This is a genomic window from Sulfitobacter rhodophyticola, assembly GCF_041281685.2.
Taxonomy (GTDB): domain Bacteria; phylum Pseudomonadota; class Alphaproteobacteria; order Rhodobacterales; family Rhodobacteraceae; genus Sulfitobacter.
Genome location: NZ_CP166251.2, coordinates 91,576 through 116,489, shown reverse-complemented (window position 1 = coordinate 116,489; position 24,914 = coordinate 91,576). Strand labels below are relative to the sequence as shown.

Annotated in this window: 20 protein-coding genes and 1 tRNA gene; 14 read left to right on the top strand and 7 right to left on the bottom strand. The window is 65.3% G+C overall.

Translation table 11 applies throughout. The features are described from left to right. Nucleotides 1-13 precede the first annotated feature (13 nt). Entirely contained in the window at nucleotides 14-622 is a 609-nt protein-coding gene (locus tag AB4X18_RS01620; RefSeq protein ID WP_370401957.1) for a 2-hydroxychromene-2-carboxylate isomerase, read from the bottom strand. 180 nt (nucleotides 623-802) lie between these two features. On the opposite strand from AB4X18_RS01620, the gene AB4X18_RS01615 reads away from it, so the two are divergent. The 4 genes from AB4X18_RS01615 to AB4X18_RS01600 all read left to right on the top strand — a co-directional run bounded on the left by AB4X18_RS01615 (nucleotide 803) and on the right by AB4X18_RS01600 (nucleotide 4,414). Continuing rightward, nucleotides 803-1,204: a DoxX family protein gene (locus tag AB4X18_RS01615; protein ID WP_370401956.1), complete on the top strand. Its 402-nt coding sequence runs from the start codon at nucleotides 803-805 to the stop codon at nucleotides 1,202-1,204. A 69-nt stretch (nucleotides 1,205-1,273) separates the two neighbouring features. Beyond that, nucleotides 1,274-2,254: a membrane dipeptidase gene (locus tag AB4X18_RS01610; RefSeq protein WP_370401955.1), complete on the top strand. Its 981-nt coding sequence runs from the start codon at nucleotides 1,274-1,276 to the stop codon at nucleotides 2,252-2,254. Then, nucleotides 2,251-3,906 carry a hypothetical protein gene (locus AB4X18_RS01605; RefSeq protein ID WP_432817017.1) on the top strand — a complete coding sequence of 552 codons (1,656 nt, stop codon included), beginning with the start codon at nucleotides 2,251-2,253 and terminating at the stop codon, nucleotides 3,904-3,906. The genes AB4X18_RS01610 and AB4X18_RS01605 overlap by 4 nt, the downstream gene beginning before the upstream one ends. Beyond that, the gene (locus AB4X18_RS01600; protein WP_370401953.1) at nucleotides 3,875-4,414 is read left to right on the top strand and encodes a hypothetical protein; all 540 of its coding nucleotides are present in this window, start codon (nucleotides 3,875-3,877) and stop codon (nucleotides 4,412-4,414) included. Before AB4X18_RS01605 ends, AB4X18_RS01600 begins: the two co-directional genes overlap by 32 nt. Here the strand turns inward: AB4X18_RS01600 and hrpB are convergent. Continuing rightward, nucleotides 4,411-6,825 carry an ATP-dependent helicase HrpB gene (gene hrpB / locus AB4X18_RS01595; RefSeq protein WP_370401952.1) on the bottom strand — a complete coding sequence of 805 codons (2,415 nt, stop codon included), beginning with the start codon at nucleotides 6,823-6,825 and terminating at the stop codon, nucleotides 4,411-4,413. The genes AB4X18_RS01600 and hrpB overlap by 4 nt on opposite strands. An 80-nt stretch (nucleotides 6,826-6,905) precedes the next feature. Here hrpB and meaB point away from each other — a divergent pair, with 80 nt between their 5' ends. Then, on the top strand, nucleotides 6,906-7,886 hold the full coding sequence (meaB, locus tag AB4X18_RS01590) for a methylmalonyl Co-A mutase-associated GTPase MeaB (RefSeq protein WP_432817016.1): 981 nt from the start codon (nucleotides 6,906-6,908) through the stop codon (nucleotides 7,884-7,886). Nucleotides 7,887-7,950: 64 nt separating this feature from the next. On the opposite strand, the gene AB4X18_RS01585 is transcribed toward meaB, so the two are convergent. From AB4X18_RS01585 to fsa, 4 genes are all read right to left on the bottom strand, one after another. Then, the gene (locus AB4X18_RS01585; protein WP_432817015.1) at nucleotides 7,951-8,901 is read right to left on the bottom strand and encodes a tyrosine recombinase XerC; all 951 of its coding nucleotides are present in this window, start codon (nucleotides 8,899-8,901) and stop codon (nucleotides 7,951-7,953) included. Next, complete coding sequence (locus AB4X18_RS01580; protein ID WP_370401951.1) at nucleotides 8,898-9,605, bottom strand: DUF484 family protein; 708 nt, start codon at nucleotides 9,603-9,605, stop codon at nucleotides 8,898-8,900. Before AB4X18_RS01580 ends, AB4X18_RS01585 begins: the two co-directional genes overlap by 4 nt. Before the next feature lie 29 nt (nucleotides 9,606-9,634). Beyond that, a complete protein-coding gene (locus AB4X18_RS01575) occupies nucleotides 9,635-11,263 on the bottom strand; it encodes a sensor histidine kinase (protein ID WP_432817014.1) in 1,629 nt (542 codons plus the stop codon). 73 nt (nucleotides 11,264-11,336) lie between these two features. Then, a complete protein-coding gene (fsa, locus tag AB4X18_RS01570) occupies nucleotides 11,337-11,990 on the bottom strand; it encodes a fructose-6-phosphate aldolase (protein WP_370401949.1) in 654 nt (217 codons plus the stop codon). Nucleotides 11,991-12,081: 91 nt separating this feature from the next. On the opposite strand from fsa, the gene AB4X18_RS01565 reads away from it, so the two are divergent. The 8 genes from AB4X18_RS01565 (at nucleotide 12,082) to AB4X18_RS01530 (ending at nucleotide 23,912) form a co-directional block, all read left to right on the top strand. Next, nucleotides 12,082-14,340 (top strand): primosomal protein N', encoded by a 2,259-nt coding sequence (locus AB4X18_RS01565; RefSeq protein WP_432817013.1) that lies wholly within the window; start codon nucleotides 12,082-12,084, stop codon nucleotides 14,338-14,340. Between the two features lie 48 nt (nucleotides 14,341-14,388). Further along, entirely contained in the window at nucleotides 14,389-16,041 is a 1,653-nt protein-coding gene (locus tag AB4X18_RS01560) for a sulfatase-like hydrolase/transferase (protein WP_370401948.1), read from the top strand. Between the two features lie 88 nt (nucleotides 16,042-16,129). Continuing rightward, complete coding sequence (locus AB4X18_RS01555) at nucleotides 16,130-18,535, top strand: GcvT family protein (RefSeq protein WP_432817012.1); 2,406 nt, start codon at nucleotides 16,130-16,132, stop codon at nucleotides 18,533-18,535. Between the two features lie 171 nt (nucleotides 18,536-18,706). Next, nucleotides 18,707-19,819: an S-(hydroxymethyl)glutathione dehydrogenase/class III alcohol dehydrogenase gene (locus AB4X18_RS01550; RefSeq protein ID WP_432817400.1), complete on the top strand. Its 1,113-nt coding sequence runs from the start codon at nucleotides 18,707-18,709 to the stop codon at nucleotides 19,817-19,819. Between the two features lie 77 nt (nucleotides 19,820-19,896). Next, a complete protein-coding gene (locus AB4X18_RS01545) occupies nucleotides 19,897-20,367 on the top strand; it encodes a hypothetical protein (protein ID WP_432817011.1) in 471 nt (156 codons plus the stop codon). Nucleotides 20,368-20,415: 48 nt separating this feature from the next. Continuing rightward, nucleotides 20,416-21,465 carry a pyridoxal-phosphate dependent enzyme gene (locus AB4X18_RS01540; protein WP_370401945.1) on the top strand — a complete coding sequence of 350 codons (1,050 nt, stop codon included), beginning with the start codon at nucleotides 20,416-20,418 and terminating at the stop codon, nucleotides 21,463-21,465. A 75-nt stretch (nucleotides 21,466-21,540) separates the two neighbouring features. After that, entirely contained in the window at nucleotides 21,541-22,659 is a 1,119-nt protein-coding gene (locus AB4X18_RS01535; RefSeq protein ID WP_370401944.1) for an AAA family ATPase, read from the top strand. Further along, nucleotides 22,656-23,912, top strand: a complete 1,257-nt coding sequence (locus AB4X18_RS01530; protein WP_370401943.1) for a vWA domain-containing protein — start codon at nucleotides 22,656-22,658, stop codon at nucleotides 23,910-23,912. Before AB4X18_RS01535 ends, AB4X18_RS01530 begins: the two co-directional genes overlap by 4 nt. On the opposite strand, the gene AB4X18_RS01525 is transcribed toward AB4X18_RS01530, so the two are convergent. Next, complete coding sequence (locus AB4X18_RS01525; RefSeq protein ID WP_370401942.1) at nucleotides 23,909-24,580, bottom strand: hypothetical protein; 672 nt, start codon at nucleotides 24,578-24,580, stop codon at nucleotides 23,909-23,911. The two genes, AB4X18_RS01530 and AB4X18_RS01525, sit on opposite strands and share 4 nt — an antisense overlap. Before the next feature lie 131 nt (nucleotides 24,581-24,711). Between AB4X18_RS01525 and AB4X18_RS01520 the strand changes: the two genes are divergently transcribed. Continuing rightward, nucleotides 24,712-24,785 (top strand) — tRNA-Gly (locus AB4X18_RS01520). Nucleotides 24,786-24,914 lie beyond the last annotated feature (129 nt).

Sequence of the window (24,914 nt, the reverse complement as noted above, 5' to 3'; positions counted from 1 at the left end):
TCGCGACCTCCCGTTACGCAAATGGCCGCTCCAGCGCGCGCGCGACCATCATCAGGCGGTCCTGACCATAGAACATGTCACCGCCCACGAAATACGTGGGAGAGCCGAAGACCCCCCGCGCGATTGCTTCGGTCGTATTGGCCGCATGCTGCGCCTGCATGGCGTCCGACGCCGCAGCGGCCAGCAGCGCCTCTGCCTCCAACCCCTCGGCCACAGCCAATCCCGCCAGCACCTCCGGATCGGCAATATCCGCATCATCACGCCAATGCGCCTGCAACACCGCGCGCGAAAATCTGTCCGCCGCATCCCCCGCCGCGATGATCGCGCCATTGGCCAGATGCAGCGGATTGTCGTGATGGGTCGGACGGAAATCCAGGATCGGCAACCCGCGCACCTCCGCCCAGCGGATCAATTCCCGGCCAAAGAAATAATCCATATACGCCTGCGTCCGCTCCGCAATGGGCTGCCCGCCCGCAGCCTCGATCACGGGTCGGAAATCAAACGGGCGGTGCACCACTGCGGCATCTGCCGCCTGGGCAATCCGCGCCAGCTCCCACGCGCCAAGATAGGCATAGGCGGAATGGGCGGAATAGAAATACTCGATAACGGGGCGTTCAGGCATCAGGGCTCCTGCGGCAATACCCTGACAGGATGATCACGACCGGGCAGGGCAGGCAAGCCGCTTGCCCCACTTGTCGTAAAGTCACCCGTGCAAACCGGGACCCGAATTGTTAACGCGCCGCATGTTTCCGAGTTGCCCCTGTCCAAAGGGGGCCGATGTGTCAATCGAAGGCTGGTTGCGATGAAGATCACCGTCCTGAATGCGCCCGCGCGGCTTGTGCGCCCGGCTGCCGAACTTGCCATGCTGGCGGGGCGGTTCTGTCTGGCAGCCCTGTTTCTGGCCGGGGCGCTGCAAAAGGCGTTTGCGCCCGAAGTCGCGGAACAGATGCTTGCCGCCCATGGCTTTACCCCGCTGCTGATCTGGCCCGCGCTGGTGCTGAACACCTTCGGTGCGGCCTGCCTGATCCTCGGCCTGTGGCTGGGGCCGATGGCCTTTGTGCTGGCACTCTACAGCATGGCGACAAGCCTTTTTCACTACATCCCCGATGACCCCTGGCAAATGTCGATCCTTGTCAAGAATTGGGCCATCGCGGGCGGATTGCTGGTACTGGCCGCCCACGAGGGGCTGAACCCGCGCGGCTAGGCCGCCCCAAGACCCCCCAGCGTCGTTTTCATCATTGAGCGCGGACCGCTTTTCCCCCAGTCTGCCGCCATGAAAGCACCGCTGATCGACAACCTGCAATACGCCAACTTCTCCTCCCGCATTTTTGAACAAATGCGCGCAGGCGGGGTGGACGCGGTGCATGTGACCATCGCCTATCACGAAAACTTTCGCGAAATGGTGCTGAACCTCGAACGCTGGAACCGCTGGTTCGAAGACCACCGTGACCTGATCTTCAAGGGCACCACCGCCGCCGACGTCCGTCTTGCGCAGGAATCCGGCCGCACCGCGATCTTCTTCGGCTTCCAGAACCCAAGCCCCATCGAAGACGACATCGGGCTGGTGGAAATCTGCCATCAACTCGGCATTCGCTTCATGCAACTGACCTACAACAACCAATCCCTGCTGGCGACGGGCTGTTATGAGGATGAAGACACCGGCCTGACCCGCATGGGCAAACAGGTCGTGGCGGAAATGAACCGCGTCGGCATGGTGGTCGACATGAGCCATTCCGCCGAACGCTCCACGCTCGAAGCCATCGACCATTCCACGCGGCCCATCGCGATCACCCACGCCAACCCGCACTGGTGGCACGCCGCGCTGCGCAACAAATCCGACACGGTGCTGAAGGCCCTGACCGGGGCGGGCGGGATGCTGGGATTTTCGGTCTATCCGCATCATCTGGCCGGTGGCTCCGATTGCACGCTCGACAGCTTTTGCGCCATGATCGCCGAAGCCGCCTCCCGCTACGGCGCACAGCACCTCGGCATCGGCACCGATCTGTGTCAGGATCAACCCGACAGCGTCGTGGAATGGATGCGCGTCGGCCGCTGGACCAAGACCATCGACTATGGTGAAGGCTCCGCCAGCAACGCGGGCTTCCCGCCGATGCCCGCGTGGTTCAACGACAACCGCGACTTCGGCAACATCCGCGAAGGTCTCTCTGCCACGGGGCTGAGCGCGGCAGACATCGACGGCATCATGGGCGGCAACTGGCTGCGGTTTTACGAAGAAGGATTTGGCCCGGCATGAAAGACATCGCTGACTTCACACCGCCGCCGCAGGCCCCCCTGCGCCCGCCGTCCCAAGTGATGCGGCTGGCGCGCATGGGCTCGATGTTCCCCACGCGCCTGTCCTTCCTGCGCAGTCTCATCCGCCGACTGGCGGCAGAGCAGGTCACCGTCGCCCGACCGGTCTGGCAGATGGACGCGGACGGTTTCGGCCACGCGGTCTATACCGTCCACCTCGGCGGCCATCCCTACAGCCTTGTCGCCGTCTCCACCGATCTGCCGCCGGAATTGCGCACCGACCGGGTGATCGCAACCGCATGGGACAGCGCCTATGTCCTCTATGACGGGGTGCCGGGAGCAGGTGACATCGCCCGCATCGCCGCCGCCGCGCCGAAACAGGAAGCCGCCCGTTTCACCGAACGCGACCTTGTTCTCAGCCGCGCCAACAAATCCGTGCGCCTGTTCGCCCATGTGACCGACAGCCTGCGCGCAGGCCGCCAGCCGGACGTACAGATGATCCGCGACGTGGGCTATCTGATGCGCACCACCGCCGTCTACGGCAACGGCAAGTTCGGCATCGCCGACCGCGCGGTGATTGAAACGCGTCCCGGCCTCGAAGGGCCGTTCGCCGCCGAAATGCTGACTGTCTGGCTGATCCGCCATTTCACCCATGATCTGGCCGAACACGTGGGCGGCGCGCCGCTTGATCCCAAGCTGAAGCGCCATCTGGGCATCGGAAATTCCACCGGGCTGGGCATGGCGCCGTTTCTGGTCAGCCATCCAGTGCTCCTGAACAACTGGATGCTGGCGCGTGAAACGGCCCTTGCACGGGTCTGCGCAATCGAAACGGTCGATGCGCCCATGCGCGCCCGCCTGCACGCGCTGGCCGACCGCGCCGCGCGGCATTTGTCTGAATGGCAGGTGCCTGATGCCGACCATCAGACACGCATTGACCAGCTGCGCAAAGACTGGGACGCCCTGCGCCCCACGCTTGATTTCAGCGGCACACAACCGCTTGCGCGGATCATGGATCAGGCGCAGGCACACAGCCTCGATGTGCAGGAACTGCTGGCCGCCCTGCTGATCGAACCCTTTGGCGATCTGGTCGACGGTCTGGCCGAATGTATGGGCGACGCCCACGGCCCGCTGACCCTGCCGCTGCGCGACACGGGCGCACTCAAGTCCCTGATCGAGACGCACTTCGACTGGGCGCTGACCCCGGACTATGACGCCGCCGAACATTGCGGCCAATTCTGGTACGTCTCCGAAGCCAAGCAGGAACCCCGCCTTGGCCTGCGCTTCGAAGAGGACGGCGCGGACCTTGAAAGCCCGCTCGACATCGCCCGCCGGATCAAGGCGCTGCACCGGGCGATTGGCAACCGGGTGCAGCCGGTGTCCGACCTGCTGGAACAGCACCCCGAACACGCGCTGGCACTTGCCCGCGTACAAATGGCCAACCGCTATCCCTATGCAGAGATTCGCGATAACCTCATTGCCACCTCCTGCCTGCCCATCGACATGCTGCGCTGCAAGCTCAGCTTCTTCGGCGCCTCCAAATTCGACCCCAAATCGGACCGCTGGACCCGGATCACGCTGTGTCAGGGCGCGCCGCTGGCCGAAGACCTGACAGGCGGTGACCCCGATGACTGGTGGCTGCCCGTTTTCGGTCAATGAGAATACGATGATCCTGTCGGGCAATGAACTGATGACGCTGGCTGCCAAGGCCGCGCGCGGGGCAGGGGCACCGCCGCAGCAGGCCGCCGAATTCGGCCGTGCCGCCCTTTGCCACATGCGCGCGGGGCGGGACACGGACCAACTGCTGACAGCGCTTGATGCGCTGCCCGCCGGGGTGATCCTCGATCTGCCCCTGCGCCTGACCCGCATCCTTGAGGGGGCGCAAGGCACCAAGGCACAGGGCACACTCCCCCTGACCGGGACGCCCGACCTGATCCACAGCTATATCGACGCGCTGCCCTATGCAGTTGCGACCACCGCGCGAGGCGAAACCATCGACATCACCCTGTCACTGGACACACCCGCCCCGCCGATCCCGCCTGCGCGCATTACCCTGCCAAAGCCACTTGCCACCCGGATGTCCGCCCTCGCCGCGCAGCTTCTGGTGCCGGACAGCGCCGCCTCCCGCGAAGGCGGGGCAGGGGCCGGGCTGACCGATAACGACTAGGTCCCGCGCGGCTTGGCCCGTAGGGTCGGGTCGGCCTGCGTCGGGTCTTCGGGCCAGGGATGGCGCGGATAACGCCCGCGCATGTCCTTGCGCACATCCTCATAGGACCGCGCCCAGAAACCGGGCAAATCATCGGTCACCTGCACCGGGCGCTGCGCGGGTGACAACAGCGTAATCCGCAGCGGTTGGCCCGCCACCACCGGATGCCGCGTCACGCCAAAGACCTCCTGCAGACGCACCGCAATCGCGGGCTGCTCCGCGCTGTAATCAATCGGCACCCTGCGCCCCAGCGGCGTGGTGAAATGCGACGGCCACGCCTTGTCCAACGCCTGCTGCGCGTCCCAATCCAGCCGCGCCCGCAACGCAGGCAACAGATCAAACGCCTTCCAGTCCGCCGCACTGCGCACCCCCTGAAGATGCGGCAGCAACCAGTCCTCCAGCGTCTCCATCAGGTAACTTTCCGAAAAGTCAGGAAAATCCGCCCCCATGCCCCGTGCCCGCGCCAAGAACCGCTGCACGCCCGCGCCGGGGTTCAACCCCAATTGCCGCACGCCGTCCAGCATCGCGCGTGCCACGGCCTCTTCGGGTGCCTCGGCCCAGTTGCGATCATCCAGCACCAGCGCCCCGAACCGCTCCTGCTGCCGGGCCAGCACACGGCCCTCCCGCTTGGACCACAGGCACACATCCTGCCACGCGATCTGATCGGCAAAGGTTTCCCTCAAAGCCGCTTCGCTGATCCGCGCCGCCTGCCGCACCTTCGCCTCCCTCGGGTCCCCGTCCAGATCGGTCGCCACGATCAGCCGTTCCCCGGCCAGCGTATCGCCCTCCGGCATTACCGCGCCCTTGCCCCCCGACAGCACAAAGCGCGGCGCATCCCCCTTGCGGCGCAGCCCGACGCGGTCCGGATAGGCAAGTGCCGCCAACACCCCCAGATCGTCCGGCCCCCCAAGCCGCTGACCTTTCGACAGGCGTCTGGCCTCCTGCCGGATACGCGCCAGCGTCGGACCATGGGCTGCCGCTTCGGGCGTGCGTGCGTTTAGGGCGGCAAGCCTACGGGTCAGATCGACGCCCACACCGCGCAGCGGGTCGCGGTCCGCCAGCAAAGCCGCCAGCAGCGGGGCCGTCGGCCCGCCCCGCGCCACCATATGCGCCAGTCGCGGATGCAGGGGCAGGCGCGCCAACGCGCGGCCATGATCGGTGATGCGCCCGTTTGCATCCAGCGCATCCAGCATTTTCAGCACCGTTTGCGCCTCGGCCAACCGCCCTTCATGCGGCGGGGTCACGAACGCCAGATCCGTCGCCTCCGCCCCCCATTGCGCCAGTTCCAGCGCGAAACCGGTCAGATCCCCCGCTTCGATCTCCGCCGGGGGAAAGGCCGCCAGCGCGCCTTCCTCTCCCTTTGTCCAAAGCTTGAACGCCACGCCCGGCGCCACCCGGCCCGCGCGGCCCGCCCGCTGGGTGGCTTCGGCCCGCGTCACCCGCTCCGTCACCAGCCGCGACATGCCGGAGGCGGGATCGAACCGCGCCCGCCGCGCCCGCCCGCCATCCACGACGATGGTGATCCCTTCGATGGTCAGCGATGTCTCCGCAATGGCCGTGGCCAGCACCACCTTGCGCCCCTGCGGTGCAGGCTGGATCGCCGCCCGCTGTGCCTTGAAATCCATCGCGCCGAACAGCGGGGCCAGCGTGCAATCCCCCGGCACCCGGTCCCGCAACAGCGTCTCCACCCGCCGGATCTCCCCCTCACCGGGGAGAAAAACCAGCGCCGACCCCGGCGCATGGCCCAACGCCTCCAGCACCAGATCGGCACAGGCATCCTCGAACCGCATCCGGCCCAGCGGTTTGTCCAGCCACCGCGCCTCCACCGGGAAACCGCGCCCCTCGGAGGTCACCACTGGTGCCTCCATCAGTGCGGCAACCGGGGCCGCATCCAGCGTCGCCGACATCGCCACCAGCATCAGGTCATCGCGCAGCGCTCCGGCCACCTCCAGCGCCAGCGCCAGCCCCAGATCGGCGTTCAGGGACCGTTCGTGAAATTCGTCAAAGATCACCGCACCGACGCCGGGCAGGTCCGGCGCATCCTGCACCATCCGCGTCAGGATACCCTCCGTCAGCACCTCGATCCGTGTCGCGGGCCCCACCTTGGACGCCCCGCGCACGCGGTATCCTACGGTCTCTCCCGTTGTCTCCCCCAACGTCTGCGCCATCCGCTCCGCTGCCGCGCGCGCGGCAAGGCGGCGCGGCTCCAGCATCAGGATCCGGCCCGGGGTCAACCCGGCCTCCAGCATCGCCAGTGGCACGCGCGTGGTCTTGCCCGCACCGGGCGGCGCCTGCAACACGACGCGCCCCGCCGCGCGCAGGGCGGCGATCACATCGGGCAGGACATCATCAATCGGCAGGGGATCGTGCATGCAATGGGTTATCTGCCAAAGTCACAGGCGCGCCAAGGGCAGGGATGGACATTCCGCCAGCACCCCGCAAAAGATACCCCATGAAAGATCACGATTTGGCACAGCGCATCGCCGCACAGGACCGCCGCGCGCTGGCGCGGGGCATCACGCTGGTCGAATCGGGTCGCGCCGATCACCGCGCCGCCGCCGCCGCCCTGCTGGCCGCGCTGCCACAGGACCGACAGGCACTGCGCATCGGGCTGTCGGGCACGCCAGGGGTCGGCAAATCGACCTTCATCGAAAGCTTCGGCATGATGCTGATCGGCATGGGCCTGCGGGTGGCCGTGCTGGCGGTCGATCCGTCCTCCACCCGGTCGGGCGGCTCCATCCTGGGGGACAAGACCCGCATGGACCGGCTCAGCCGCGAAGCGGGCGCGTTCATCCGCCCCTCTCCCAGTCAGACCCATCTGGGCGGCGTCGCCCGCCGCACCCGCGAGGCCGTGCGCCTGTGCGAAGGGGCGGGGTTTGACGTGGTGCTGATCGAAACCGTGGGCGTCGGGCAATCCGAAACCGTGGTGGCGCAGATGTCGGACGTGTTCCTTTTGCTGCTGGCGCCCGCGGGCGGGGATGAATTGCAGGGCGTCAAGCGAGGCATTATGGAAATGGCCGACCTGATCGTCGTCAACAAGGCCGACGGCGATCTCAAGACCACCGCCACGCGCACCTGTGCCGATTATGCTGGCGCGCTGCGGCTTTTGCGCAAGCGCGATCAGGACCCGGACGGGTTTCCAAAGGCGATGATGGTCTCAGCGGCGCAGGAAAAGGGGCTGGACGATGTCTGGACCGCCCTGTCAGAACTGGCGGAGTGGCGGCGCGCGCAGGGCTTTTGGGACAGAACCCGTGCAGATCAGGCGCGGTACTGGTTTCATGAAGACGTCCGCCAACGGCTTCTGGCGCAGTTGGAAGCCCCGGCGGCGCGCGCCGCCCTTGCCACGCTCAGCGATGCGGTTGCCGCAGGGGAAAAAGACCCTGCCGCCGCTGCGCAAGCCTTCGTGGCACAGCTCGGCGATCTGTCCGACTAGTCGGAGTATTTCAAGTATCCAGACCGTTTTCTTTCAGATAAAGCAACGCCTTGTCAGTCGTTTTTCATCCCGCCTTCGGGTGCGCCCTGTTGTACACTTCCATCAACCGCGCGGTATCCACCGCCGTATAGGCCTGTGTCGTCGACAGGGACGCATGCCCCAGCAATTCCTGTATCGCGCGCAGGTCGCCCCCCGCATCCAGCAGATGCGTGGCAAAGCTGTGGCGCATCGCATGCGGCGTTGCCGTGGCAGGCAGGCCCAACTGCATCCGCGCATCGGCCATCACCTTGGCAATCGCCCGTTGCCCCAACGCACCGCCCCGGATTGCCCGGAAAAGCGGCAGGTCATCGCCCTTGGGGTGGGGGCACAGGCGCACATAGGCATCCACCGCATCTCGCGCCGCAGGCAGCACCGGCACCACCCGTTCCTTGCCGCCCTTGCCCTTCATATGCAGCGCCTCGGGCAGGGGTGCATCGCGGCCCAGCAGGCTCAACGCCTCTGATATCCGCAGCCCGCAGCCCCACAGCAACGTCAACACCGCCACATCACGCGCCGCAACCCAGGGGCGGTCCGATTGCAGCTCCACGCAATCGATCAGCGCATGTGCGGCATCCACCGCCAGCGGGCGCGGCAGTTTCTTGGTGAATTTCGGCGCACGGGTGGACAGGACGGCTGTGGGTTCGAACCCTTCACGTTCCGCCAGCCAGCGATAGAACGCCTTCACCGCCGACAACTTGCGTGCCATGGATCGCGGGCCCACGGCAGGTCCACGGGTATGGGCCATCCAGCTGCGCATGTCCGAAATCGTGATCCGCGACAGCGGGGCAAGCCCCTGCGTGCCGCCCTTGTGCACGCTCATGAACGCCAGAAAACCCGCCACGTCACCCTGATAGGCAATGATTGTATTCTCCGCCACGCCCTTGAGGCTGCGTTGGTGGCTCAGCCATGTCTGCAGCGCATCGCGCGCCGCCGGGCTGATCAGCCCGCTGTCTGCGTCCTGATCCGGCCCCCTCAAGACAGCCAGCGGCGCATTGCGCGCTCAAAGACGCCAGTGAAAAACGTCAAAAGATCAGTACCTTGTTGTGGTCCGAACATGTGCGGGTCTTCCGACCCCAGCGCCAGCAGGCCGGGCAGGCGCCCTTCGCCGAAATCAAGCTTCAGACAGGCTTCGGACCGTACGTAGTCCGCCTTGTCGCCGTACAATTGCTCTCCGCCGGTCTGCACGCTGCGCAGGGTGATCTTGCGCACCGTGCCGCCGCGCCCCTGGCTGAGGTAGTCGTCAATGAACCCCGGTTCCGCCACGGTCAGGACATCGCCCAACCGCTGCACCGCCGGATCATCGTCGTGCTGAACCGATTCGAGCATCAGCTTGACCGCATCGACCCGCAGGATATCCGCCACTTCGCCGCCCAGATCGCGCAGAAAGCTTTCGAATTCGGTGGGGTCCATCATCCTCAGGATCGCGCGGTGGATCTGGTTTGTGCCTGCAAGGTTCTCATAGGCGGCGGCAATCACGCTGCGGTGAGTGTCTTCCAGCCGGTCCAGCCGACTTTCCAGCCGCTCCATCGCGATGCCGCGCAGATCAACGATATTGCCGCCCATCGCCTTTTCATTGGCCGCAATCAGGGCCTGCATCACGTCACTGTCGTCCAAAATAACGTCGGGTTTGGAAATGATCGCCTCGCGCAAGGCGTCATCAATCTTGGGGCTGCTGCTCATACTCGTCTCTTTTTGTTTGCGCTCTTATATCATCGATAAGGCGCGATTGCTGCCCTTTTTTCCGGCCCGGTCAGAAAAGGCAAGGGGCGTTGCCGTTTTGCGCAGGCGGCATGGTTTCCCATTCCAATCAACATGTTGCGTCGTGCAGCACGCTTACTGGTCAGGGGCTCATCCACGGACAACATCGCGCCAAGCGTTACCTCGAACAGGCTCCCCTCGCCGGGGGCGGAGCGGACCGTGATATGGCCGGAATGGTTTGCCACGATGCGCTGGCAGGTGGCCAGCCCAAGACCCGACCCGGGATAATGATCGCGCAGGTGCAGGCGCTGGAACAGGCCGAAGATCCGCTGCTGGTCGTCCGCCGCGATGCCAATCCCGTTGTCGCGGACCTCGATGATGGTCGTCTCTGGCGTGTCGCCACGGCTGCTTGTGATGTGAAGGGCTGGCTTCTGATCTGTTGGTTGGAACTTCAATCCGTTGCTGATCAGTTCCAGCATCAGCATGTCGATCTGCTTGGGGGCGGCTGTCAGGGTTTGCATCGGGCCAAGGGTGATCGTGGCACCGGTGCGGTCGATCTGGTCCGCCAGCGACGCCATGACCCGTTCCACGCTGTCGCGCAGGGTGATCTTGTCAGGCGCTTCATGCGGGTCGGTGGCCCATGAATACTGCAGCACATCCTCGATCAATATGCTCATATGGGTGATGCTTTCCTGTGCGAGGTTCAACAGGGTCAGGCCATCACCATCCAGCGCCCCGGCATGTTCGTGGATCAGTTCATCCAGCAACAATTGCAGGGTGTTGGCGGGCGATTTCAGGTCATGGGATACCGAGTAGGTGAACGCGGCCTGCTCCCCACACAACAGCGCGGCATTCTCCAGCGCGGTGCGCAGCCGCTCCTTCTCCTTCTCCATCTCCGTGTTTTTGCGACGCAGGGCCTGATTGCTCAGGCCAAGTTCGGTCTGCGCATCGCGCAACTGCCTGCTCCGGGCCGCACTGGCTGCAAACATGCGGTGCAACAGGCGGTACCCCGGCAGAAAGATGATAAAAAGTTCCACCAGAATGACCCCGATGGTGATGACAAGGGCCGCGATTTCAATGTGTTGAATGATGTACAGGCGGTCATCCGCATCGGCTTCGGCCGCTGCCGCGATCCGCGCGTATCCGGCTTGCAGACCGTCGGCGGAATGGCCCTCCAGCGTGGCAAGGGCCTGCCTGTCACCGGGCGCGGCCAGCACCTGCCGTGCGGCGGTGACAAAGGCCTCCGCGCGGTCGTGGAAGGCCGCACTTTCGCCCTGCGTTTCCTGCTCCCGTGGCCGGTTTCCCACAAGCGCGGTCTGCGCCTGCGCGAATTGCGCAATCCGCGCTTCAAGCTGCGGCGCGGGGCTGTCGCCCGCTCGCGCCAGCCCGTCCATCCCATCGGTAGCGGCCCGATGATGCAGGGTGGCAAGGCTCACGATCAGCTCGCTCAGCATGGCTTGCTGCCCCGCCAGACCCGCGCGTTCTGCCGTGGCCTGCAAGCGCGTTGCTGTCAGGTTCGCCACCACCACAGTCGCCGCGATGGAAGCCAGCAACACACCCAGCGCGCCGAAATACAGCAGCGTCAGCCGCCGCAGCGCGGCGCGTGGTGTCACAGTCTTCGATGATGCGAATGCGAACATGAAACCCCGGTGTGTTCAGTGGTGAAACACCGGGATAATTCACAAAAGTGAAGGCCCGCTTAAAGATACCCGGTCAAAGGATCTTCTGACCGGTCTTGGCCCAGTCCGCCATGAACTGCTCCAGCCCCTTGTCGGTCAGCGGGTGCGTCGCCAGCTTCTTGATCACATCGGGCGGTGCCGTCATCACATCCGCCCCCACCAGCGCGCAATCCTGCACGTGGTTCACCGACCGGATGGAGGCGGCAAGAATGTTCGTCTCATACCCGTAGTTGTCATAGATCGTCCGGATGTCCGCGATCAGGTCCATGCCATCAAGGTGAATATCATCCAGCCGCCCGATGAAGGGGGAAATGAACGTCGCCCCCGCCTTGGCTGCCAGCAGCGCCTGATTGGCTGAAAAACAAAGGGTTACGTTGATCATGTGCCCATCATCGGACAGCACCTTGCAGGCCTTCAGCCCGTCCCATGTCAGCGGCAGCTTGATGGTGATATTGTCGGCAATCTCCGCCAGCTTGCGCCCCTCTGCGATCATCGCATCCGCCTCAAGGGCGACAACTTCCGCGCTCACCGGGCCATCGACAAGCGCGCAAATCTCGGCGGTGACTTCGTGAATGTCGCGGCCCGATTTCAGGATCAGCGACGGGTTGGTTGTCACGCCATCGACCATCCCAAGCTCGTTCAGCTCGGCAATCGCGTCGATCTCGGCGGTGTCTACGAAGAATTTCATATGCGCGTCCTTTTGTTCGGGTGCAAAGGCCTGTGAAGCGCCACACCCCGGCATGTGTTCAGCTTGTCTTGGCTTTACCGCATGATCTGCGATGCTTAAACCCTCAAATCCGTCCCACCCCAATCGCGGAGCCTGCCACGTGCCTCCTTCCAGCCCGACGGGGCCAGAATTCTTCGACCATGGCGATCTGGTTGCCGTGATGACGACCCAACCGCTGGGCCGTTCGCTGGATTACCGCGCGCCCGAAGGCGGCTGTCATCCGGGTGCCTTCGTCGAAGTGCCGCTGGGTCCGCGCAAGGTGCTCGGTGTGGTCTGGGGACCGGGGCAGGGGGATTACGATCTGAACAAGGTCCGGCACGTGATCCGGGTGCTGGACGCCCCGCCCATGCGCGCCGAAATGCAGGCCTTTCTGACCCGCGCCGCCGCCTACACGCTGACCCCCATGCCCGCGATGCTGCGCCTTGCCACCCGCGCGCCGGGGCTGGGCGATCCGCCGTCGATGCGCAAGATCTACCGGCGCGGGGAAGGGGAGCCGACGCGCGCCACCACCGCCCGATCCCGCGTGCTCGAAACGCTGGAGGAATACGGCGATTTGTCATTCACCCTCAAGGAATTGGCCGACATGGCGGGCGTCACGCCTTCGGTCGTCAAAGGCCTCGTCGAACAAGGCGTCGTACGCGAAGAAGACAGCCCCCGCGATCTGCCCTTCACGCCCATGAACCCCGATTTGCCCAGCAAGGAACTGACCGAAGATCAGGCCACCGCTGCGCAAACCCTGACCGCCGGTGTCACCTCCCGGCAATACGGCACGACCCTGCTGCGCGGCGTCACCGGCTCCGGCAAGACCGAGGTCTATCTGGAAGCCGTCGCCGCCTGCCTGCGCGCAGGCCGTCAGGCGCTGGTGCTGCTCCCTGAAATTGCCCTTACCGAACAATTCCTGACCCGCGTGCAGGAACGCTTTGGCGCGAAACCCGCCGAATGGCACTCCGGCGCCACCATGACCGAACGCCGCCGCATCTGGCGCATGGTCGCCACGGGCGGCGCGCAACTGGTGATCGGGGCACGGTCGGCATTGTTTCTGCCCTACCGCGATCTGGGCCTGATCGTCGTGGATGAGGAACACGATACCTCCTACAAGCAAGAGGATGGCGTGCTCTACCATGCCCGTGACATGGCCGTCTTGCGCGCCTCGATCTGTTCAGCACAGGTGATCCTCGCCTCCGCCACGCCGTCGCTCGAAAGCTGGGCCAACGCGGAAGCGGGCAAATACACCCGGCTTGAACTTACCTCCCGATTCGGCCCCGCCGTCCTGCCGCAAATGGACACCATCGACATGCGCGAGGCGGGGCTTCCCGCCGACCGCTGGATATCGCCGCACCTGCAGGCCGAAGTGAACGCACGCCTCGCCCGCGGCGAACAGGCGATGCTCTTCATCAACCGTCGCGGCTACGCCCCCGTCACCCTCTGCCGCGCCTGCGGACACCAGATCGGCTGTGACCACTGCGACGCGCGCATGGTCGAACACCGCTTTCTAAAGCGCCTCATTTGCCACCAATGCGGCGAAAGCAAACCCATGCCGGAGGCATGCCCCTCCTGCGAAGCCGAAGGCCGCCTTGCCGCCGTCGGCCCCGGTGTCGAACGTCTGGGCGAAGAAGCCGAAGCGCTCTTCCCCGACGCCCGCATCGCCACGCTGAGTTCTGACATGTACGGCACGGCACGCGCGTTGAAGGCCGAAATCGCAGGCATCGCCGAAGGGGCCGCCGACATCATCATCGGCACGCAACTTGTTGCAAAGGGACACAATTTCCCCAAACTCACCCTTGTCGGGGTGATCGATGCGGACCTTGGCCTGATGGGGTCCGACCTGCGCGCCGCCGAACGCACCTTCCAACTGATGCGACAGGTCGCAGGCCGCGCAGGCCGCGCCGAAGCGCCCGGTGCGGCCCTTCTGCAAACCTACCAACCCGACCACCCTGTCATCCGCGCGATCCTCCAAGGGGACGAGGAAGGCTTCTGGAAAGCCGAAGCCGCAGGCCGCCGCGAGGCGGGCGTGCCGCCCTATGGTCGCATGGCCGGGATCATCCTGTCCGGCCCCGACGTCGCACAGGTCTTCGATGCCGGAAACCTGCTCGCCCGCCAGGACGCCCCGCTCCGCCGCATCGGCGCGCAGGTCTTCGGCCCCGCACCCGCGCCCATCGCCCGCGTGCGCGGACGCCACCGCGTCCGCCTGCTGGTGAAGGCCGAAAAGACCGCCCCGCTGCAAGATGCTCTTGCCCAATGGATCGCCCAGGTCCGCCTGAAAGGCGACATGCGCCTCGCTGTCGATATTGATCCACAGAGCTTTTATTGACGCCGTCCCCTGCACCCTGAATAAACCCATGAAGGGGAGTAGCCATTCATGAACATCCTATTCATCATGTACGACCAGCTGCGGTACGACTACCTCAGCTGCGCAGGCCACCCGCACCTGCACACACCGCATTTCGACCGCGTGGCCGACATGGGCGTGCGCTTTACCAATGCCTACATCCAGTCCCCCATCTGCGGTGCCAGCCGGATGAGCACCTACACCGGGCGCTATGCCTCAAGCCACGGGGCGCAATGGAACAACTTTCCCCTGCGGGTGGGCGAACAGACCATGGGCGACCACCTGCGCAAGCTGGGCATGGACTGCTGGCTGATCGGCAAGACCCACATGGCGGCGGATGCCGACGGCATGGACCGGCTCGGCCTGTCGCCCGACACCGTCATTGGCGCGCGGCAGGCCGAATGTGGCTTTGACGTCTGGACCCGGGACGATGGCCTCTGGGCCGAAGGGCCGGACGGGTTTTATGACGGCAAAAGATCACCTTACAACGCGTTCCTCAACCAGATGGGGTATGACGGTGACAACCCCTGGGCCGATTACGCCAACGCCGGCATCGAAGACGGCGACATCGCGTCCGGCTGGATGTTCGCCAACGCCGACAAACCCGCCAACATCCGCGAAGAACACTCCGAAACACCCTGGCTCACGGACCGCGCCATCGACTTCATGGATCAGACGCAAGGCCCCTGGTGCGCGCATCTGAGCTATATCAAACCGCACTGGCCCTACATCGTGCCGGCCCCCTATCACGCCATGTACGGCCACAACCACGTCCTGCCCCCCGTCCGCAGCGCAGCTGAACTTGACGACCCGCACCCGGTCTACGGCTCCTTCATGGCGGGCAAGATTTCACAGGCTTTCCAGCGGGATGACGTCCGCGCCAAGGTGATCCCCGCCTACATGGGCCTGATCAAGCAATGCGACGACCAACTGGGTCGCCTGCTGGCCTATCTGGAGGAAAAGGACACCCTCAAGGACACCATGATCGTGCTCACCTCGGATCATGGCGATTACCTCGGCGATCACTGGATGGGGGAAAAGGACCTCTTTCACGCGCAATCCGTGAAGGTGCCGATGATCATCTACGACCCGCACGGCGCCGCCGATGCCACCCGCGGCACCACCTGCGACGCGCTGGTCGAAAGCATCGACCTTGCCCCCACTTTCGTCGAAGCCGCAGGCGGCACGGTACCCGGTCACATCCTCGAAGGCCGGTCGCTGATGCCGTGGCTGCACGGCCAGACACCCGACTGGCGCGACTTCGTGATCAGCGAATACGACTATTCCTCCACCCCCAACCGCAGCAATCTGGGCGTACGCCCGCGCGATGCGCGCCTCTTCATGATCTGCGATGGCCGCTTCAAGTTGATGCACGCCGAAGGCGGCTTTCGCCCGATGCTGTTCGATCTGGAAACCGACCCCGATGAACTCAACGATCTGGCCAAAGCCCCCGGTCACGAGGATCAGACCCAACGCATGTACGCCATGCTGGCCCAGTGGGGTCGCCGCATGTCCCAGCGCGTCACCATGTCCGACGATGACATCCTGTCCAAGACCGGCGCATCGCGCCGCCGCGGCGTCTTGCCCTTCCTCTATGACGGCAGCGAAGTGCCTGAAGACCTGACCGAAAAATACCGCGGCCCCGCCCGCCAGAACCACTTGCGCGAAGACGGCGACCCCTGACCGTTTGCGGCAACCCTTGTCGTTTCTGACCTAGACTGCGTTCCGCCCAAACGGTCTGCTGACCCAAGCCAGATCGGAAAGGGACGCCATGAAATCGCACTACCGGGTTGTTGTCATCGGCGGGGGCGTGGTGGGCGCATCCGTGCTCTACCACCTTGCAAAACTCGGGTGGACCGATGTGGCACTGGTCGAACGCTCGGTGCTGACCGCCGGTTCAAGCTGGCACGCGGCGGGGGGCATCCACGCCCTGAACGCCGATCCCAACATCGCCGCGCTGCAAGCCTATACCATTGATCTGCTCAGCGAAATCGAAGCCGAAAGCGGCCAGAACATCGGCCTGCACATGACCGGCGGCCTGACCATGGCCGGAACCCCTGATCGCTGGGAATGGCTGCAATCGGCCTACCGCACCTTCCAGTCCATCGGGATCGAGGATTGCCGTCTGGTGACCGTCGAGGAAGCCGTCGACCTCAACCCCATCATGTCCGGCGACGGCCTTCTGGGCGGCATGTGGGCCGACCGCGAAGGATACATCGACACCACCGGCACTGTGCACGCCTATGCCACCGCCGCCAAGAAACGTGGCGCTACCGTGATCGAACACAACCGGGTGCTGGAACTCAACCAGACGCTGCAAGGCTGGGACGTCGTCACCGAAAAAGGCACCATATCGTGTGAACATGTGGTCAACGCCGGCGGCCTCTGGGCCAAGCAGATCGGGCGCATGGCGGGCATCGAACTGCCCGTCTCCCCGCTCAAGCACCATTATTTCATCACCGACACCGTCCCCGAACTGGCCGAGCTTGATTTCGAAGTCCCCATGACCGTGGACCTCGAAGGCTTCACGTACACAAGGCAGGACCAGAAGGGCCTGCTGGTGGGCATCTATGAACAGAACACCGAACACTGGGCCATGGATGGCGCCCCGTGGGACTACGGGATGGAGCTGTTTCAGGAACAACTCGACCGGATCGAACACGAATTGATGATGGGCTACAGCCGCTATCCCGCGCTGGAAAACGTCGGCATCAAGACATGGGTCAATGGCGCCTTCACCTTCTCCCCCGATGGCAACCCGCTGGTCGGCCCGGTGCCGGGCAAGCGTGGCTATTGGTCCGCCTGCGCCGTGATGGCGGGCTTCCTGCAAGGCGGGGGCGTGGGCAAATCACTGGCCGAATGGATGATCCACGGCGAACCCGAAGCAGACGTCTACGGCATGGACATCGCCCGCTACGGCATCTGGGCGGAAAACAAGCAATACATCAAGGAAACCACCGGGCAATTCTATTCCCGCCGTTTCGTGATGACCTATCCCAACGAACAATTGCCCGCTGGCAGGCCGTTGAAAATGAACGGTATCTACAGTGACCTCAGCGCCGCAGGTGCGGTCTGGGGCCAAAGCTGGGACCTCGAAGTACCGCTTTACTTCGCCCCGCAAGGCTTCACCGAAACCCCATCCCTGCGCCGCTCCAATGCCCACGATATCGTCGGCACCGAATGCCGCGCCGTGCGCGCAGGCGTCGGGCTGCTGGACATCTCCGCCTTCTCCCGCTTTGAGGTCTCCGGCCCCAACGCCGCCCCATGGCTCGACCGCCTGATGGCTTCCAAACTCCCCGCACCGGGCCGGATCAAACTCGCCCCCATGCTGGGCCATGACGGCCGTCTCAAGGGCGACCTCACGGTCTTCAACTGGGGTGACGGGCGTTACTGGATCACCGGATCATACTACCTGCGCGCATTGCACATGCGCTGGTTCAACGACCACATGGAAGACGGTGTGACCGTCCGCGATCTGGGCGAGGACATGGTCGGCCTGTCGCTTGCAGGCCCCAAATCCCGCGCCGTTCTGGACGCCGCACTCACCGATGGCGACGCAGGCGCGCTCAAATTCATGGGCTGCGCCCAGATGGACGTCGGCCTCGTGCGCTGCGCCGTGGGCCGCCTGTCGGTCGCGGGCGAGTTGGGGTATGAAATGCACTGCCGCGCCGGCGACATCAAAGCCCTGCGCGACACCCTGCTGGCGGTCGGCGCGGATCACGGCATGATCGAATACGGCTTCAATGCCCTGCTCAGCCTGCGGCTGGAAAAATCCTTCGGCATCTGGTCCGCCGAATTCACCCAAGGCTATACCCCCGGCCAGACAGGCATGGACCGCTGGATCGACTGGTCCAAGGATTTCATCGGCAAGGACGCCGCGCTGAAGGAACGTGACGCGGGCACGCCCGACAAGGTGCTCGTGACCCTGCGCATTGACGCTTCGGATGCAGACGCCAGCGGCTACGAACCGGTCTGGGCGGGGGAGGACAAGATCGGCTTCATAACCTCCGGCGGATACGGGCATTGCGTGGACGCCTCGCTCGCCATGGCGCTGATCGACATGGGCCATGCATCCGAAGGGTCCGACCTGACGGTGCATGTCGTCGGCGTAGCGCGCAAGGCCACGGTGATTGCGCCGTCACCCTACGATCCGGAAGGCAAGGTGATGCGGGGATAGTCCGCGCTGTTGTTAATCATTTGTTAACAATCGGTTACCCATGGGTAACCGGTGAACGCATCGCTGTTTGCCAGTGGTGAACCGAACCGCTTCCCCGATCACCCCCGCTTGACAACCCACCGCACCTTGGGCCTGTTATTCCAAAGTCAAAATGCAAAGGACACCGCCATGATGAAAACCCGCGCCGCCGTCGCCGTCGAAGCCGGAAAACCGCTTGAGATCATGGAAGTGAACCTCGAAGGCCCCAAACGCGGCGAGGTGCTGGTGGAGATCAAGGCAACCGGCCTCTGCCACACCGATGAATTCACCCGCTCGGGTGATGACCCCGAAGGCATCTTTCCCGCCATCCTTGGCCACGAAGGGGCCGGCGTGGTGCTGGAAGTGGGCGAAGGCGTGACAACGCTGGAAAAGGGCGATCACGTGATCCCGCTCTACACGCCCGAATGTCGCGAATGCGAATATTGCCTCAGCGGCAAAACCAACCTCTGCCAGAAGATCCGCGTGACGCAGGGCCAGGGCCTGCTGCCCGATGGCACCACGCGCTTTTCCATGCTCGATGGCACGCCGATCCATCACTACATGGGCTGCTCCACCTTCGCCAACCACACCGTGGTGCCTGAAATCGCGCTGGCCAAGGTGCGCAAGGACGCGCCGTTCGACAAGATCTGCTACATCGGTTGCGGCGTGACGACGGGCATCGGCGCGGTGATCAACACCGCCAAGGTGGAGATCGGCGCGCGCTGCGTGGTGTTCGGTCTGGGCGGCATCGGTCTGAACGTCATTCAGGGGCTGAAGCTCGCCGGGGCCGATCAGATCGTGGGCGTCGACCTCAATGATGACAAGCAGGAGATGGGCAAACATTTCGGCATGACCGACTTCGTGAACCCCAAGAAGGTCGACGGCGATATCGTGGCGCATCTGGTGGAACTGACGGGGGGCGGGGCGGATTATTCCTTCGACGCCACCGGCAACACCAAGGTCATGCGCGACGCGCTGGAGTGCGCGCACAAGGGCTGGGGTGAATCGATCATCATCGGCGTGGCCCCCGCCGGCGCGGAGATTTCCACACGTCCTTTCCAGCTTGTCACCGGCCGGGTCTGGCGCGGCACGGCCTTCGGGGGGGCCAAGGGCCGCACCGACGTGCCAAAGATCGTGGATTGGTACATGGCCGGCAAGATCGAGATTGACCCGATGATCACCCACAAGCTCAAACTGGAAGAGATCAACCACGGCTTCGACCTGATGCACGAAGGCAAGTCGATCCGCGCGGTGGTGGAATTCTGAAGCCGCTTCTTCCGACCCTTGCGCTGCTGGTCGGCGCTGGCCTTGCGCAGGGCGCAGGCGCTGACGCCTTTGCCCCCGTGGCGGAGGCGTTTCTGCATCCCCGTTGCACCAATTGCCATGTCGGCGACAGCGGCGTGCCGGGGTGGGCGGGGCTGATCTATGGCGCGGGCGCGGTGCATGGCATGAACGTGCAGGCAGGCGAAAGCCGCATCGGGGCAGAAGGGTTGCCGTGCCGCACCTGTCATGTCACGTCGGACGCGCCCAACACGGTGCCGCGCGCCGCACCTCATATCGAAGAGCCTTGGCAACTGGCCCCCGTGACCCTTGCGTGGCAGGGCCAGAGCGCCTCCGCGCTCTGTGCGCAGTTGCGCGACCCCGCCCAGACGGACGGACAGGACATCGCGGAGATCGCCGACCACATCCGCACCTCCGCCTTCGTTGCCTGGGGATTTGCGCCGGGGGCCGGGCGGTCCGCGCCTGGCGGATCGCCCGCCCGGCTGGCGCAGGACCTCATGGACTGGGAGGCTGCCGGCGCGCCCTGTCCTTGACGGCGACCCGCCCTTGACAGCGGCACACCCCTGCGGTTCGGGTAACCCATGGATATTCTGCACGTCACACGCCCCGTTCCCCTTGCCGGACTGGAAGACATCCCCGCACCGCTGGCCGATGCCGCACCGGTGCAGGCGCTGCTGGCACGCTGCCCGGTTGCGGCAGCCACGCCGCTTGTCGATGCGCCCGCGCTGGCCCATGCCAGCGGGGTCGGCAAGGTTTGGGTCAAGGACGAACGCGGGCGCATGGGGCTGGGCAGTTTCAAGGCGCTCGGGGCCGCGCATGTGATCGCGCGGGACGCGGCGGCGGGCGATGTGTCCGGCGTCACCTACGTCACCGCAAGTGCGGGCAATCACGGCATGTCCGTGGCCGCCGGTGCCGCGGCTTTTGGCGCGCGCGCGGTTGTCTATATCGCCGAAACGGTGCCGGACACCTTCGCCGCACGCCTGCGCGCCCAAGGGGCCGACGTGATCCGCGAAGGCGCGATGTATGAGGCCTCAATGGAAGCGGCGGGGCAGGCGGCTACGGACAATGGCTGGACCCTGCTGTCGGACAGTTCATGGGAAGGCTATACCGAGCCGCCCTTGAGGGTGATGGAAGGCTATCTGGCGCTGATGGCCGAAGCGGTGGACCAGATGCCGCACGCGCCCAGCCACATCTTCCTGCAGGCAGGCGTCGGCGGTCTGGCGGCGGCCTGTGCCGTGATGGCGAGGAAGGCTTGGGGCGACGGCCCGACGATCATTGTGGTGGAGCCGTCCGAGGCCCCGGCGCTGCACGGCTCCGTCGTGGCGGGCTGCCCGGTCGAAAGCAGCGGTGGCGTTTCGGAGATGGGGCGGCTTGATTGCAAGATGCCCTCTCTCATCGCGCTCAAGGGTCTGGCGCGGGATGCCGATGCCTATGCCCTGATCACCGAGGACGAAGCGCAGATCGGCACGCAGGTCGCCCGGGACGCCGGGTTCGCCTCCACCCCGTCCGGTGCGGCGGGCTTTGCCGCCTTGCGCGCGGCGGACCATCTTCAGCGCGTCGGGCTGGGCCTGAACAGCGCGTCGCAGGTGCTGTGCATCCTCAGCGAAGCGGCGGAAGACGCGGCCAGCTAGCCGCCCGACCCGTCTTCCCTTGCCGCGCAAGGCCATCCCGCTACCCTTTCACCGTCACGACAGGAAAGGGGCGCCATGTCCGTCAACACTTCGCCAATATCGGCAGGGCAGGCGCTGGATGCGCTGGCGGCGGGTTTTGCCGCGCAGGCCGCCGGACAGATGACTGCAAGCTGGATGCTGCATGGCCGCCCCGGCATCGGCAAGACCGACATCGTGCAAAAGCTTGCCGCACAAACAGGCAGCCGCCTGTTCGATCTGCGCCTGACCACGATCGAACCGCAGGACCTGCGCGGCCTGCCGTTTTATGACCACGACACCCGCCGCACGGTCTGGTACCGCCCCGAAGACCTGCCCGATGATCCCGATGCCCCGGCCATCCTGTTTCTGGATGAACTGACCGCGGCTTCCCCAATGTTGCAGCCGACGGTCTATGGCCTTTTGCAGGAACGCCGCGTCGGGCCGCACCATCTGCCGGACAGTGCCTTCATCTTGGCGGCGGGCAACGCGGTGGAAGACGGCGCGGTCGCCTATGAGATGGGTACGGCGCTGTCGGACCGGCTGATCCACCTGTCGGTGCGCGCCGAAGCGGCCGATTGGCTGGCGCGCTATGCGGTGCCGCAGGGGGTACACCCGGCGGTGACGGCCTTCATCCGCACCCGGCCCGACCTGTTGGAAACCACCGAAGACGCACTGCGCAAGGGCCAGATGATCGCCTGCACGCCAAGGTCCTGGGCGCGGGTCAGCACGATCCTGCACACCGTGCAGGACAAGGTCCTGCGCGACATCCTGATCGCGGGCACGCTGGGCGAAGCGGCGGCAGCGGAATTCATCCTGATCGTCGATGACATCGCCACAACGGTGCAGGCCACAGAGATGCTGGCGGCAAAACCCGCCGACCGGATCGCGCTCTACCCGGCCAGCCTGCACGGATTGACCGCACTGGTCTATGCGCTGGTGACACTTGCCGACAAGGACACCATCGACGCCGTGATCGACGTGATGGCCGAGGTGCGCAACCTGTCCGCGCAAAGACCCGAGCCTGCCTTCGCCACCCTGCCACTGGGGGAGCTGTGCACCTACGGGTTCGAGTTGCTGATCGACAAGGCGCTGGGCGACGGGTTGCAGGAGGCCTTTCGCACCTCGCGATCCTATGCCGCCTACGCGACGGAGCGGCAGGAGGCCGGTCTGGTATGACCGCCCTACCGCAAGGCCATTCCGCGCGCGCGGGTCCGGCCCTGCGGGTGCTTGCGGAGACCGATCCGGCGTTGGCCGCCCTGTCGCTGTGGTGCCTGCACCGGGATGGCGACAGCACCCGCACGCAGGGCAGTACGATCACCTATGGCCCCGAATTCGAGGCCCTTGCCCGCCATGAACAGGTCGGGCTGGCGGCCCATCACATCCTGCATGTGGCCTTGCGCCATCCCGCGCGCCTGCGGGAGATGCAGGTACGTTACGGGGCAGGGTGCGATGACGATCTGTACAACCTCGCGGCGGATGCGCTGGTGAACGAAGCCTTGCTGCAAGCCGATTACGCGCTGCCGCGCCCGGCGGTGACCCTGTCGGAACTGGCGACCCAAGCGCTGGGCCAGCCGGTGTCGGCGCAGGCGGCGCTGGCGGAATGGGACGTGGACCGGCTCTATCATGCGCTGCGCAAGGGGACGGCGGACCAGAACGGGGGCCGGGGCGACGCGGCACGCGCCTATGCGCAGGCGCAGGGGTTTGCGGGCGACATTGACGCTGCCGACGGACCTGCCGACGCCGCGCAGGAGGATCAGGTGGAAGAAGCCGCGCGCTGGCGCCAGCATCTGAGCCGCGCGATGGACGCCGGGCGGCAGGCGGGGCGCGGGATCGGACGGATCGGCCACCGCATTGCCGACATGCCGGAGCCGCGCACGCCGTGGGAAGTGATCCTGCGCCGCACGTTGGCGCGCGCGGTCACGGTGCTGCCCCAGCCCAGCCATCGCCGCCCCGCGCGCCGCTGGATCGCCGCCACCGCGCAGGCCGCGCGTGCAGGCAGTGCGACACCGGGGTTCGAGCCGGGCCAGCGGTTGCTGAGCGACGTGCCGCGGATCGTGCTGGCGATTGATGCGTCAGGGTCGATCGATGATGCGCGCCTTGCGCTGTTCTGGGCGGAGGTGTCGGGCATTGCGCGGCGCTTGCGGGCGGAATTGCATCTGCTGGTGTTTGACGACCGCATCCATCATAGCGTCCGCATCGATCCCACGCAGACCGGCTTTCCCATGCCCGATCTGCCGCGCGGGGGCGGCACGGATTTCCGGCCGGTGTTGGACGAAGCGCGCAGGTTGCAGGCCGCCGCACTGGTGGTGCTGACCGATCTGGAAGGCGATGCAGGGCCACCGCCCAAAGGGCTTGCGGTGATCTGGGCGCTGCCCGATGCCGGGACCATGACCGCACCCTACGGCCAGTTGATTGATCTGTCGCGCTAGGCCAGCGCTGCGGCCAGTCGCGCATGGGCGGAGACGCTGCGCGCCTCCAGCGTGATGTCGCGCAGGAAGGTGTTCTGCGCGGTGTTGATCCGGTGCAGGTGCTGCTCGGTCAAGGGAGGCTGGAAAAGCTGGCTGTGGATGATCTCCCGCTCCGCCTTGGTCAGGGCGACGACCTCTGGCCCCGCGTCGGTCTGGACGGAGACATAGGTGAGCGGTGCAAAAAGCCCCAGTTCGGATTGTTCGATCACCAGATGCAACAGGCCTGCGCGCATGTCCCGCCCGGCGGCGATGCGGGTGAGGATGGCGCGGGCCTGCACGGCCAGCACGTCCAGACCCCGTTCCGCTTCGGCGGCATCCATCATCCGCGCGCGGCGGGCCGGAGAGGTGCGCAGCACCCGCATTTCGACCCACCACAGGATGATCAGCATGAACAGCGGGGCTTGCGCCAGCGGCAGGGCCAGCCCGGTCCACGTAAAGCCCACGGCCACCAGCGGCAGCAGCGCGATGGTGTATCGCAGGGCCTGGAATTCCACCATGATCCGCAGCATGCGCCGCAGCCCGACCGGGCCTTTCGGCCAGACGGTCACGCGCCCGAAGAACTTGCGCGGCAATTGCCGGACGCGCAGGATCGCGGGGTTGCGGATGGTATCATGGGTAACGATCAGCATGATCTGATCACTTAGGGCGGCAGGGCAGAGGGCATAGGGCAAGGGGGTGCGGAATTTGGTCGCGACACCGCCGCCGCGCGGTTCTGACCTTGACGTTCAAATCATCGCTACATATAGCCTGAGCCGTCAGAGCGGGTATGGTGAAATGGTATCATAAGAGCCTTCCAAGCTTAAGGTGCGGGTTCGATTCCCGCTACCCGCTCCAACCTCGCACCGTCCGGGGTTCCGGTCGTCCGCAAAGCCGCGGCGCAGGGGCAAAAACCCGGTCCTGCGACACCTCAGGCGCTTGACCCTGACGGCTGTCCGGGCCATCACCTTGCGACGCAGTTTTCAG